This window comes from Chryseobacterium formosense, from assembly GCF_900116415.1.
GTDB classification, from domain to species: domain Bacteria; phylum Bacteroidota; class Bacteroidia; order Flavobacteriales; family Weeksellaceae; genus Chryseobacterium; species Chryseobacterium formosense.
The window spans coordinates 946,246-958,988 of sequence record NZ_FPAP01000001.1 but is presented as its reverse complement, the minus strand read 5'-3'; the positions used below and the strand labels follow the sequence as shown (position 1 = coordinate 958,988).

Below are 12,743 nucleotides of genomic sequence, written 5' to 3'. Positions count from 1 at the left end.
ATATTGATAACAAAATATTTTACATTATTTTACTTGATCTACAACTGCTTTGAAAGCTTCAGGGTGATTCATTGCTAAATCAGCTAAAACTTTTCTGTTAAGCTCAATGTTGTTCTTTTTAAGAGCCCCCATAAACTGAGAGTAAGACATTCCGTGCTCTCTTGCACCAGCGTTGATACGCATGATCCAAAGTGATCTGAAGTTTCTCTTTTTCTCTTTTCTACCACGGTAAGCATATTGCATTGCTTTTTGTACCGCGTTTTTAGCAACAGTCCAAACGTTCTTTCTTCTACCGAAAAAACCTTTAGCTTGTTTCATGATTTTTTTTCTGCGAGCTCTAGAAGCTACGGCATTTACTGATCTTGGCATAATTTAAATTGTTTTTTTTGAAAAGGGCGGCAAAATTTGTTGCTCTTTGGTGCACCGTTTCAGGGTTAAAATTTTGAATTGTTATTCTTATAAACCGAATAAAGGATTTATAAAAACTACTTAATTGCTAATTGACGTTGAACGCTTTTCTCATCCACTTTAGCTACATAAGAAGTAGTAGTAAGATTTCTCTTCTGCTTCGTTTCTTTTTTAGTTAAGATGTGGCTTTTGTAAGCGTTTTTTCTTTTGATTTTACCAGTTCCGGTAAGAGCAAAACGTTTCTTAGCACCTGATTTCGTTTTTAATTTTGGCATTGTTTGCTTTTTTATGTTTTTGTTATCAATACTTGGCTATTTGCTAAAAGCTTATGGCTATTAGCTTTTTGGGCGTGTCCCTCACTCGTTCATTCCGCTTCGCTCCATTCACTCATTCGGGTCGGGCTATTCATTGCAAGTCCTCGCTCAGCAACATTTCCATCGCTTGCTGTGGGCTTTTCATTGCTATCCCTCACGCAGATAATCGGTGTGCAAAATTACGAAAAATAATAATACGAAAAGAGACTTTCTCAGAAAATCTCTTTTTGTTTATCGTAAATCATCAGAAATTAAAGCCTGAACTTTAGAATCAATGACTGTAAATATAGATTATTTAGCCGGTTTTTTAGGACTCATCATCATAATCATTCTCTTACCTTCAAGTTTAGGCAATTGGTCTACTTTACCTACGTGCTCCAATTCCTGAGCAAGTTTCAAAAGTAAAATCTCACCCTGATCTTTAAAGATAATAGAACGGCCTTTGAAAAAAACGTATGTTTTCAGTTTAGAACCTTCTTCCAAAAACTTTTCAGCATGTTTCTTTTTAAAATCATAATCGTGCTCGTCAGTTTGAGGTCCGAAACGGATCTCCTTTACAACCACTTTGATTTGTTTTGCTTTAAGCTCTTTCTGCTTTTTCTTTTGCTCGTATAAAAACTTTTTATAGTCTAATATTCTTGCAATAAATGGTTCAGCTTTATCTGAAATGACCACCAAGTCAAGTTCCTGTTCTTTAGCAATCTGTCTTGCTTTATCGATAGGGAAAATTCCCGGCTCTACGTTATCGCCCACCAAACGAAGTTCTCTTACGCGAATCTTATCGTTAATCATGTGTGCATCCTCTTGTACAGGACGTCTTTGTGGGCCTCTGTTGTTAAATCGTTGTGCTATTGTATTAAATTTTATTGGTTAACTTTCTATTTTTTATCATTATTCGGAGCAAAATTTAATCTACTCAGAATATTTTTTTGATTTAAGCCTGATATTCAAATCCGGTTTTTGAAGCTTCTTTAAAATAAGCTACAAAATCTTCCAGATTCATCACTCCCAAATCACCTTCGCCACGTCTTCTTACAGAAATTGTGCCATCTTTCTCCTCATTTTCACCTACCACCAACATAAACGGAATCTTCTTCAATTCGGCATCACGGATCTTTTTACCCGTTTTTTCATTTCTGTCGTCAATCAGACCGCTAATATCGTGATTTTCTAAAAGTTGTGAAACTTTTTTAGAATAATCTACATATTTTTCACTGATTGGCAAGATGATAAACTGATCCGGAGCCAGCCACAATGGGAAATCTCCTGCAGTATTTTCCAGTAAGATTGCAATGAAACGTTCCATAGAACCAAATGGTGCTCTGTGAATCATTACAGGTCTGTGCTTTTCGTTGTCGTTACCGATGTAAGTAAGGTCAAATCTTTCCGGTAAATTGTAATCCACTTGAATGGTTCCCAACTGCCATTTTCTTCCCAACGCATCTTTCACCATGAAATCAAGTTTCGGACCGTAGAATGCAGCTTCACCATATTCAGTTACTGTATTCAGACCTTTCTCTGTAGCCGCAGTTACAATCGCTGTTTCTGCTTTTTCCCAGTTTTCATCTGAACCGATATACTTTTCTTTATTCTCAGGATCTCTTAATGAAATCTGAGCCGTAAAATCAGCAAAACCTAATGAACCGAAAACATAAAGAACCAGGTCAATGGTTTTCTTAAATTCATCCATCAGCTGATCCGGAGTACAGAATAAATGCGCATCATCCTGAGTAAATCCACGAACTCTTGTCAAGCCGTGAAGTTCTCCACTTTGCTCGTATCGGTAAACAGTACCGAATTCTGCATATCTTTTAGGCAAATCTTTATAGCTCCATTGTGAAGTTTTATAAATCTCACAGTGATGCGGACAGTTCATCGGCTTCAGCATAAATTCTTCTCCTTCATTTGGAGTTTTAATCGGCTGGAAGCTGTCTGCCCCGTATTTATCCCAATGTCCGGAAGTTACATACAACTGTTTTGCTCCGATGTGAGGAGACATTACAAATTCATAACCACCTTTTTTCTGAGCATCAGAAAGGAAATTCTCAAGTTTCTTTCTCAAAGCAGTTCCTTTTGGTAACCAAAGTGGTAAACCAGCACCTACTTTTTCGGAGAAAGCAAAAATTCCTAATTCTTTACCTAATTTTCTGTGATCTCTCTTTTTAGCTTCTTCTAAAAGCTCAAGATATTCTGTCAAATCTTTCTGTTTAGGGAAAGAAATACCGTAAACTCTTGTTAACTGAGGATTATTCTCATTTCCTCTCCAGTAAGCTCCTGCAGCATTTAAAATCTTCATTGCCTTCACAATTCCTGTATTCGGAATGTGACCACCACGACAAAGATCTGTGAAATTATCGTGTGTTACAAAAGTGATTTCTCCGTCATTAAGATTTGAAATCAACTCAACTTTGTAAGGATTATCAGCATAAACTTTTAAAGCTTCTTCTTTTGAAACCGGATATAATGAGAAGGTAGAACCTTTTTTAGCGTTTTCTAAAACTTTCTTTTCGATTTTTTCGAAATCTTTTTCAGATAAACTTTCGTCGCCGAAATCTATATCATAATAAAATCCTTTTTCAATTGCAGGACCGATGGTCAACTTAGCATTTGGATAAAATTCAAGGATTGCCTGCGCCAAAAGATGGGCAGAAGAATGCCAGAAAGCTTTCTTTCCAAGATCATCATTCCAGGTCAAAAGCTGCAACGTAGAATCTGTGGTTATAGGTGTGGTCGTTTCTACTTGTGTACCGTTTACAACTGCGGAAATGGTGTTTCTAGCCAATCCCTCACTAATAGATTTTGCCACATCTAATGGAGTAACTGCTCCTTCAAATTCTCGGACGCTCTGGTCTGGAAGTGTAATTTTTATCATTGTTTACTAAGAAATTTTAAGTTGCAAAAATACGCATTTTTTACATCTTTAAAAAATACTGACGTTATATTTCATTAAAAATGCAATTTATTTTGAATTTTCACGTTCGTGAAAATTAATTTTGCAAAAAAATTTACAATTTTTTTGCAAAAAAAATACTAAGCTCTCACTTAGTATTATCTGTTTTTCCTGATTTGTTTTTCGAAGATTTCTGAACATCTTCTTTATCTACATCAGAAGGGTTTTGTTTTTCTGAAGACGCCGGAATATCCCGAAAATCTTCATTTTGCTTTTTTGTTTCTGCTGAATTGGCAGATTCTTTCTTTTTGTTATCGTCTTTTGAATCCATAATTTTGAATTTTTAAAGTCCAAGAACGCCGAGTTTCCCGGTCTGATCTTCGATTTTATAATTCAAAGCCTTTGCCAAAACGAAAATATTGTTAAGATTTTCCATCAATTGTTGGTGGCCTTCACTTCTCAGCTTATTCTGATCCACCGATTTAATGGCTGTTTGTTTAGCCTTATTCTGAACATTTTTAATATCCTTCTCAGAAATTCTGTTGATGAAAGAATCATCGACAGACTGAATTTCCACACTTGGCGTAATTCTGATATCTGCATTGGGTAGCTCTCTGATAATCAGTTTTTTGTTGATCGAATCAACTTCCATTTTCATCTTGTTTAAATCATAGGAAACCTGAGCATTGGTTTTAGTATATGTAATAATACTGTTGCTTGTCATTTCTTTTCCTAAGAATTCATAGCCGAATTTTGTTTTCTGCATGGCGGAAAAATCCTGTTCCAGAACAACCATTTTATTCATTTTAGAAATCTGATTGGTCAGAATATAATAATCTGACTTCTCAGTTTTTTCGGTTGGCTTAAAACAAGATCTGAAACTGAAGAACAGAATCAGCATCAGCAAAACTCCCGCAATAAATGGAATAAGTAATCTTAAATTTTTCAATTTTCTTTTTTAAATATTTCCTTGATGACCGATGAATCATCTTTTTTCAGAATCTCAACAAGATCCCTTTCGATGTAGCCTGTTGTCGGCATCTCGATAATTCTTCCAATTTCCTTGCCATATTTTTGAACAATGATCGTAGGAACTTTAGAAATATTATATTTAGATTCTTCGCCGTTTGGAGATTCTTTCTTACGGTTCACCGCAATAATCGTCAATCTTGAATCCGGATATTTTACTTCTTCTAAAATCTTCATCAATCTGGGGAAATCACGATGACTGTCTTCGCACCACGTTCCCATGAAAACCACAAGATCATAAGCTGTAATTTTGTTTTTTTTCAGCTCACTTACCGCTTTTTCGTCCATTTGGTACTCGTTAAATTCTTTTGTATACCATTGTGAATAGGGCTCTTTAACGAACTGGTCTTTCAACTGTGCTCCCAAAAGCATTTTGCCGTCGTTGGTTTCTACTTCACGGTTTACCACAGCTTTCTGGGCTGAAAACTGCTGTGTGGTCAACGCTAAAACCGTAACGGTAAAAATATTCGTAATAATTTTTTTACAAATCATATTTCTAGTATTTTTCATTGTATTTGTGAATCTTTGATTTCATCTATTTTTCAATTATTGTTTTTAAATCTGCAGGAGAGTAGTATTTGTTTTTCAAAACTTTATGATCTGCTTTTCTGTAAACATTAAATTTTTCTCCTGATTTTTCATAGAAAGATTCTACTTCTTTCGCTGCATAAAACTCAACAGTTTCCTGAGCCTGCTCTTCATTATCACAAGCTTTAGACATGTTCGAGCGCTGAACCTCATCAAATAACTCTACAAATTTATTGCCTAATCCGAATTCTAAAACCGCACCACTCAAAACGTACTGCAAATCACACAACGCATCTGCAATTTCTATGATATTATTATCTGCAATGGCTTGTTTTAATTCGTTTAATTCTTCCTGCAAAAGTTCAACTCTAAGATTACATCTTTCCGGTGAAGGAATTTGCGGAGTATCTAAAATAGGAGCTTTAAAGGTTGTGTGGAATTCTGCTACTTGGTTCAGGCTGTCAATTTTATCCATGAATTTTTTTTAATTTAAGGCAAATATAAAAATTAGAAATGAGAAAATATGTCTGATTATTGTTTAATTAAATTACTTAAAAAAGTTACAAGATTTGAGATTCGAATTAACACAGACTGTATAGCTCGGAACTTGAAACCCGAACCTCAAAACAAAAAGCTGTCCGTTTCCAGACAGCCTTCTTTCTCAAGGTTAATTAAGAAGATAATTAGTTTTTAATAAATCTTTTGGTGATTTCTCCCACCTGAATCATATAAGCACCTTTCACAAGACCACTTACATTCACAGATCCTCTCTGAAGTTTTCCTGAATTGATTAGTTTTCCACCCATATCGAAGATTTTGTAATCTTCACTTGCCGTATTTGAAACATTTAAAACATCTTTTGCAGGATTAGGATATAATTTAAGATCAGTAATCAGATCTTTAGTTACAAAATCATCACCTCTTCCTGATGAAACAATATTTAAGGTATAATCTTCAACCTGTCCGTACGTATAAGAACCGCAAGAAGATGAAGGAACTGAATTGTACTGCATCATTACTCTCATTCTTGTTGTTCCAACGGTTGCTGTCGAAGGAATGGTAATTGTTCCTGTTACCGGATTTGTCTGTGAACCTGTTTTTGTCCAGGCTAACTCTCCGCTGTCTGTAAAATCGCCATCTCCGTTATAATCAATATAAACAGCATAAGCTTCGTTGTATTTAGTTGAAGTCCAAACCGGAGTTACAGAAACTGTATAAGCCGAACCTCTTGTAACGTTAGTTGAAACTGAAGTAAAGTTTTCATAACCAGCAGTTCCAGTTGAAGTATTGTTAATTGTTCCGAATTTTACATTTCCGATTCTTTCATCCGAAGTGTTGGTTGCTGTTGCCGAACAATAAGTAACCGTGCTTCCTGCAAGTGTTGCAACAGAAACCGTATTGCTTGAAACGGAATTGTTTCCTGCCGCATCTTTAGCTTTAACAGTGAAACTATACGTTGTTGAAGGCGTTAAACTCGTTACCGTGTAAGAAGTTGAAGCCGTAGATCCAATCAAAGATGAACCTTGATAAACATCATAACCAGTCACAGCTACATTATCTGTTGCACCTGACCAAGAAAGGTTCGTGGTGGTGGAAGTTGTTCCTGAAGCTGCTAAAGTCGGAGCAGTCGGTGGAGTAGTATCCGTAGTTCCCGAACCTGCATTTACAGTAATATTGGCATTATTTACATCAAAGAAAATGTGATTCGAACCTTTTACCATAATTCTTCCTGTTGTAGTAGAAGCATTTGGAATTGTTACCGCTTGTGAACCATCATTCGGAGTTCCGGAAAGTAGGGTAGTCCATGTATTTCCGCCGTCTGTAGACCAAAGAATATCTACATTGGCTGTATTTACACCATTTGCTGTAGTTCCTGCAACATTCCATGTTATGGTTTGAGAAGTTCCTCCCGTATAAGTCGTTGCTGTATTTTGAGAACTTACACTGAATGGTCCCGCTGTTCCGTTTACCGTAATTACTGCATCATCAGAATTATTTCCTGAACCTCCGGCTCGGTTATCACGAACGGTAAATCTGAAGTTATAAGATCTTGCAACATTTGATAAAGCTTCAACCGTAATTTCCGAACCTGCCGTTGTGGTTGCTCCCGTTAAAACTGAAGCCATTCTCGGGAAATATCTTGTAGGTGAAACTGTAGGAGTCCAAGATCTGAAAGTAGGACCGGATGCTTTTGTAGCACTTGCTGCCGAACTCGCTCCCGTTTGTGAAGAAGAAGCATTGTTCATCTGTTCCCAGATATACGCTAAAGAATCTCCGTTTGCATCTGTTCCGGAGCCTGTCAGCATAAAAGGTGTTCCTTTCGGAATTGTATAATCTGAACCGGCATTTGCTGTAGGAATCGAATTCCCTGTACTTGTACTTGTTGGGCAGGTTTTAGCTTTAATGTTATCCGTAATTTGCTGAATACTGATGGCATGAAAGAAGGAATCCGAATGCGCCTGAATATCCTGACTTGTAATTCCGGCATATCCCATAATTGTTGATCCTGAACCAGGTTCCATATTTACGCCTGTTCCTTCATTACTCATTGAGAAAGTATGATTTCCTCCGAACTGATGTCCTAATTCATGGGCGACATAATCAATATCAAAATTATCTCCAGAAGGAATCGCATCTGCCGGAGAAGTATAACCGCTGCCTTTTGAACCATTCACACAAACACAACCGATACAACCTGCATTTCCTCCACCTCCCGAAGCTCCGAATAAATGTCCGACATCATAATTTGCTTCACCTATAACTGAAGTTAAAGTAGATTGCAATTGTGAATTCCAGTTACTCATTCCTGAAGCCGCCGAATAAGGATCTGACGAAGCGCTTGTATAAATTACCGCATCATTATTGGCAATAAGAACCATTCTTGCCGAAAAATCTTTTTCAAAAACCCCGTTTACACGAGTCATTGTATTGTTCATTGCAGCTAAAGCGTTTGCTTTTGTACCTCCAAAGTAAGCCGTATATTCTCCCGTACAGGACAAAGCCAGCCTGAATGTTCTTAATTTAGCATCATCCGCATTTGGTCTTGCTGCAAGATTATCTGTACCTGAAATGCCTTTTTGTGCAACATCAATCACCGTACATTCAAATTTGTTTAAGTTATCTTTTTTGTCGGATTTTCTGTAAACAACATAGGTTGAAAGATCTTTCGTAAAGGGTTCAATAAAAACGGCAGACTTGTCACCATAAATTTCCATGGATGATAAACCAAGCGGTGAAATACTGAAGTAAACAGTAGAATTCGGATCTTCAAGACCTTCTCCGACATATGATTTGATATCAGGATATTTTGCGGCAAGTTGAGGGTCAAAATTTGAATTCTCTCTTACCTTGAAGCTTTCCATTTTACCTTCTGAATTTGGGAAAGAAATAATGATTTCGGACTTTTCGCCAACCGCTAATCTTTTAGGAGCTTTTGCCAAAGCGTTTTTCAGTCCGTTGATATCTAAACTGTAGATTCTCGGATTGCTAATCGCTGATTTGTTTTCGAAAATTTCTGAATTTGCTTTTGTGAATGTTTCAGACCAAAGACGATCGGTCTGTGCGAATGAAATGCCCGAAACAAGCATTCCAATCACCAATAGTTGTTTTTTCATATAAATCTATTTTTGATTATGGAATATCAAAGCTAAAGAAAAAATATTTACGAAAAACAAAATTATTTAAGAATATTTTAGAGTTTCAACACAAATCAATATGCAATGCATTAAATACACAATAATCATATTTCACTCTAAAATGAAAATAGCACACGCAAAATACGTGTGCTATTCAGTTTGTGATATATTTAAAATTTTTTAAAATTTATCATCGGCAGTAGGTCCGTATAATCCCGGAACTTTATTTCCCGTGGATCTTAAATAAACCACCAATTCACCTCTGTGGTGATACAAATGATTGTACAAAAACGAGCGAATCACCTGAACTTTCGGCATAGGAGGAAAGAGTGAATTTCCGTTCATCTCCATTTTCCATTCATTAAAATAAGTGCTTTCGTCTGAATTTTCTATTACTTTTTGAGCTTTAGCAACATTTTCTTCAAACTTGGCAACAATATTTTCAGCCTTAGAAACATCTCCTTTATCATAAGTATATGTTCCCATATCGAAAACATCCTGATTAAAAGTTCCTTCAAACCAATTATAAACTTCCGAAATATGAGAAGCCAGCTGAGCTGTCGTCCAGTTAATATCAGAAGGTTTCCAGTCTAAAGCACTGTCCGGAATTGCTTTTAAAAGTTTTCTTGTGCTTTCTGCTTCATGCAGAAACTCGCCTAATAACGCTTGTTTAATCATTTGTGTAAATTTAAAAATTAAAAAAATTATTTCGTAATATCTCTACCGATAACCAGTCTCTGGATCTCTGAAGTTCCTTCTCCGATGGTACAAAGCTTAGAATCTCTGTAATATTTTTCAGCAGGGAAATCTTTTGTATAACCATAACCTCCAAAAATCTGAACCGCGTTGTTAGAAATTCTTACACAAGCTTCAGATGCATACAGTTTTGCCATCGCACCTTCTCTTGTCATTTTCTGCTTTGCATTCTTCAAAGTAGAAGCTCTTTGGATCAATAATTCTGCAGCATCAATTTCAGTTGCCATATCTGCTAACATAAAATTGATTGCCTGAAAATCAGAGATCGATTTTCCGAACTGTTTTCTTTCTTTAGCATATTTTAAAGCAGCTTTGTAAGCTCCTCTTGCCGTACCTAAGCTTAAAGCAGCAATAGAAATTCTACCACCGTCAAGAATTTTCATCGCCTGTTTGAAACCTTCACCTACTTCACCTAATCTGTGAGAATCGGGTACACGAACATTATCAAAAATAAGTTCAGCAGTTTCTGAAGCTCTCATGCCAAGCTTATTTTCTTTTTTTCCGGAAGTAAAACCAGCCATTCCTTTTTCTAAAACGAATGCCGTTGAATTATTTTTTGCTCCTATTTCACCTGTTCTTGTCATTACAACCGCAATATCACCTGAAATTGCGTGAGTGATAAAGTTTTTAGCTCCGTTGATAATCCACTCGTCACCATCTTTCACCGCAGTTGTAGACATCCCTCCGGAATCCGAACCTGTATTATGTTCTGTTAATCCCCAAGCTCCGATTACTTTTCCAGTAGCCAGTTGAGGAAGCCATTTGTTTCTTTGTTCTTCGTTTCCGAATTCGTAAATATGGTTGGTGCAAAGTGAATTGTGTGCTGCAACCGAAAGACCAATCGATGGGTCAACCTGAGAAATTTCATCCAGAATAGCAACATATTCGTGATAACCAAGACCAGAACCTCCATACTCTTCAGGAATTACAATTCCCATGAAACCCATATCCCCCAATTGGTGAAAAAGTTCTTTAGGAAAAGTCTGACTTTCGTCCCACTCCATAATATTAGGTCTGATATTCTTCTCAGCAAATTCTTTTGCTGTTTCCGCTATCATTTTAATGTTGTTCATCGTTTCTGTATTCATATTATAATCGTTATTTCCCAAAGATACTTAAATTGCGGAAATACAAAAATAATTTATAAACAAGATTAAATTTCAAGATTAATCATTTAATTTTCAATAAATTACATTTTACGAATTAACATAACATTAATAACAATCATTCGTTTTAGGAATATTTATTTACTAATTTAGTCCCCCAATTTTTAGCTGAATGAAAAAACTTTTACTTCCTGTACTTTTTTTAGCAACATTTATGTCTGCACAAGTTCCTGCCGGATATTATGACGGAACATCGGGATTGACAGGATATGCGTTAAAAACAAAGCTTCACGATATTATTTCTACAAAGAACATCAACTGGCATTACGGTGATCTTACCAATTACTATAATCAGACCGATCTGGATAAATATTATGATTACGGATCAAGCAACACTACTGTTTTATTAGATATCTATTCTGAAATTCCGAACGGCCCTGATGCGTACGAATATACCACGGCTGATATTATCGGCTCTGCAAACGCTGAAGGTTTAGGATGGAACAGAGAGCATATGATGCCTCAAAGTACATTTTACAGCAATTATCCGATGTATTCTGATTTGTTTTATGTAGTTCCAACCGATGCAAGAATCAATCAGCTGAGAAGTAATTATCCGTACGGAATTGCAGGTACAACAAATTATTACACTTTCACAAACTCTTCTAAAATATCAAATAGTGCGATTCCTAACTACGTTTACACGGGTCGTGTGTATGAACCAATCAATGAATTCAAAGGTGATGTAGCGAGAAGTTTATTGTATTTCGCCGTAAGATATGAAGGAAAGTTGGGGACTTTTAATTATAACAACAATGCAAATCCTGCTTCCGACACCAATCCTTTAGACGGAACAGAGGAGAGAGCTTATGATCCGAATTATATTGCGATGCTTGTTCAATGGCATAATCAGGACCCTGTTTCTCAAAAAGAAATCGACAGGAACAATGCAGTTTACAACTTACAGAAAAACAGAAATCCGTTTATTGATAATCCAACCTGGGTAAATGCAATTTGGGGGCAAACGCCGGATACTACAGTTCCTTCAAATCCAAGCAACTTATCGGTCACTCAAAACAGTGCTTACTTCACTACTTTAAGCTGGACACCAAGCACAAGCACAGACGTAATCGGATATAAAATCTATCAAAACGGAACTTTAATTGGTACATCAAAAGGCAATTCCTTCAGTACAGATCATTTAACGCCTTCTACCTCTTACACTTACACTGTAAAAGCTTATGATAACGGATATTTACTTTCGGGAGACAGCAATACAATATCATCAACAACTTTAGCAACAGATATTTATGCTAAAGACATAATGGTTACAAAATATCTTGAAGGCACAGCAAATAATAAAGCCATAGAAATTACCAATAAAACAGGTCATGCTGTTAATTTAAATGATTACAGACTATCAATTCAGTTTCCGAGCGGAACAAATTATTATTTCCCTGCACCTTTTGAGTTGGAAGGAATTGTTCAGAACAATGAAACTTTTGTGATTTTAAATCCTGACGCCAATTTTTCTTGTTTCACCATTAATCAGGCAAAATTTGTTACTGCAGCTCCGCAAATGACTTTTTCAGGAAGTCAATATCTGGAATTGAGATACAAATCGACAACAGTTGATGCCATTGGAGCTACATCTCAAAATAACTCTTCTGTTTTAGGAAATGTGTCTTTATATAGAAAAGCAACAATTAATCAACCTGCAACAACTTTCGACATCAATGAATGGGATTCTTATGCAAGCAATTATTGCCAGAATTTAGGAACACTATCAACCTCAGATATTGAATTATTGGCAGAAAAACAATTTAAAATTTATCCGAACCCTGTTAACGAAAACATTTTTGTAAGCGGAAAAACTGAAAATATTCAGACTGCTCAGATTTTAGATTTCTCAGGACAATTGATTTATACAGAAAAAGTTCCGTTTAAGAATAAGAAAGATATTTCTGTTCAAAATTTAAAAACAGGTTCTTATTTATTAAAGCTTGATGAAAAAGTTTATCCGTTTATTAAAAAATAAGAATAGTAAAATAATACAACTAAAACTTCGTTCAAATGA

At 36.0% G+C, this 12,743-nt stretch carries 12 protein-coding genes; 1 reads left to right on the top strand and 11 read right to left on the bottom strand.

The features are described 5' to 3' along the window. Positions 1 to 24 precede the first annotated feature (24 nt). The 11 genes from rplT to BM371_RS04460 all read right to left on the bottom strand — a co-directional run bounded on the left by rplT (position 25) and on the right by BM371_RS04460 (position 10,648). The gene (rplT, locus tag BM371_RS04510) at positions 25 to 369 is read right to left on the bottom strand and encodes a 50S ribosomal protein L20 (RefSeq protein WP_034676301.1); all 345 of its coding nucleotides are present in this window, start codon (positions 367 to 369) and stop codon (positions 25 to 27) included. Positions 370 to 485: 116 nt separating this feature from the next. Then, positions 486 to 683, bottom strand: coding sequence for a 50S ribosomal protein L35 (rpmI, locus tag BM371_RS04505; protein ID WP_034676300.1), 198 nt, complete (start codon positions 681 to 683; stop codon positions 486 to 488). Positions 684 to 1,013: 330 nt separating this feature from the next. Then, positions 1,014 to 1,514, bottom strand: a complete 501-nt coding sequence (gene infC, locus BM371_RS04500; RefSeq protein WP_034676299.1) for a translation initiation factor IF-3 — start codon at positions 1,512 to 1,514, stop codon at positions 1,014 to 1,016. A gap of 142 nt (positions 1,515 to 1,656) precedes the next feature. After that, the gene (gene thrS, locus BM371_RS04495) at positions 1,657 to 3,594 is read right to left on the bottom strand and encodes a threonine--tRNA ligase (protein WP_034676298.1); all 1,938 of its coding nucleotides are present in this window, start codon (positions 3,592 to 3,594) and stop codon (positions 1,657 to 1,659) included. Positions 3,595 to 3,760: 166 nt separating this feature from the next. Beyond that, a complete protein-coding gene (locus BM371_RS04490; protein ID WP_034676297.1) occupies positions 3,761 to 3,943 on the bottom strand; it encodes a hypothetical protein in 183 nt (60 codons plus the stop codon). Between the two features lie 12 nt (positions 3,944 to 3,955). After that, a complete protein-coding gene (locus BM371_RS04485; RefSeq protein ID WP_034676296.1) occupies positions 3,956 to 4,561 on the bottom strand; it encodes a DUF4230 domain-containing protein in 606 nt (201 codons plus the stop codon). Then, positions 4,558 to 5,133 carry a TlpA family protein disulfide reductase gene (locus tag BM371_RS04480; protein ID WP_034677368.1) on the bottom strand — a complete coding sequence of 192 codons (576 nt, stop codon included), beginning with the start codon at positions 5,131 to 5,133 and terminating at the stop codon, positions 4,558 to 4,560. Before BM371_RS04480 ends, BM371_RS04485 begins: the two co-directional genes overlap by 4 nt. A gap of 43 nt (positions 5,134 to 5,176) precedes the next feature. After that, positions 5,177 to 5,644: a pyrophosphohydrolase domain-containing protein gene (locus BM371_RS04475; RefSeq protein ID WP_034676294.1), complete on the bottom strand. Its 468-nt coding sequence runs from the start codon at positions 5,642 to 5,644 to the stop codon at positions 5,177 to 5,179. A 208-nt stretch (positions 5,645 to 5,852) separates the two neighbouring features. Then, positions 5,853 to 8,783 (bottom strand): reprolysin-like metallopeptidase, encoded by a 2,931-nt coding sequence (locus BM371_RS04470; protein WP_034676292.1) that lies wholly within the window; start codon positions 8,781 to 8,783, stop codon positions 5,853 to 5,855. Positions 8,784 to 8,984: 201 nt separating this feature from the next. Then, entirely contained in the window at positions 8,985 to 9,482 is a 498-nt protein-coding gene (locus BM371_RS04465; RefSeq protein ID WP_034676290.1) for a DinB family protein, read from the bottom strand. 26 nt (positions 9,483 to 9,508) lie between these two features. Beyond that, a complete protein-coding gene (locus BM371_RS04460) occupies positions 9,509 to 10,648 on the bottom strand; it encodes an acyl-CoA dehydrogenase family protein (protein ID WP_034677367.1) in 1,140 nt (379 codons plus the stop codon). A 190-nt stretch (positions 10,649 to 10,838) separates the two neighbouring features. On the opposite strand from BM371_RS04460, the gene BM371_RS04455 reads away from it, so the two are divergent. Continuing rightward, positions 10,839 to 12,704 (top strand): endonuclease, encoded by a 1,866-nt coding sequence (locus tag BM371_RS04455; protein WP_034676289.1) that lies wholly within the window; start codon positions 10,839 to 10,841, stop codon positions 12,702 to 12,704. Positions 12,705 to 12,743 lie beyond the last annotated feature (39 nt).

Coding starts and splice junctions, on each gene's coding strand:
- BM371_RS04465 (WP_034676290.1), bottom strand. CDS start 9,482: ATGATTAAACAAGCGTTATTAGGCGAGTTTCTGCATGAAGCAGAAAGC.
- BM371_RS04480 (WP_034677368.1), bottom strand. CDS start 5,133: ATGATTTGTAAAAAAATTATTACGAATATTTTTACCGTTACGGTTTTA.
- rpmI (WP_034676300.1), bottom strand. CDS start 683: ATGCCAAAATTAAAAACGAAATCAGGTGCTAAGAAACGTTTTGCTCTT.
- BM371_RS04460 (WP_034677367.1), bottom strand. CDS start 10,648: ATGAATACAGAAACGATGAACAACATTAAAATGATAGCGGAAACAGCA.
- rplT (WP_034676301.1), bottom strand. CDS start 369: ATGCCAAGATCAGTAAATGCCGTAGCTTCTAGAGCTCGCAGAAAAAAA.
- infC (WP_034676299.1), bottom strand. CDS start 1,514: ATGATTAACGATAAGATTCGCGTAAGAGAACTTCGTTTGGTGGGCGAT.
- BM371_RS04475 (WP_034676294.1), bottom strand. CDS start 5,644: ATGGATAAAATTGACAGCCTGAACCAAGTAGCAGAATTCCACACAACC.
- BM371_RS04470 (WP_034676292.1), bottom strand. CDS start 8,783: ATGAAAAAACAACTATTGGTGATTGGAATGCTTGTTTCGGGCATTTCA.
- thrS (WP_034676298.1), bottom strand. CDS start 3,594: ATGATAAAAATTACACTTCCAGACCAGAGCGTCCGAGAATTTGAAGGA.
- BM371_RS04455 (WP_034676289.1), top strand. CDS start 10,839: ATGAAAAAACTTTTACTTCCTGTACTTTTTTTAGCAACATTTATGTCT.
- BM371_RS04490 (WP_034676297.1), bottom strand. CDS start 3,943: ATGGATTCAAAAGACGATAACAAAAAGAAAGAATCTGCCAATTCAGCA.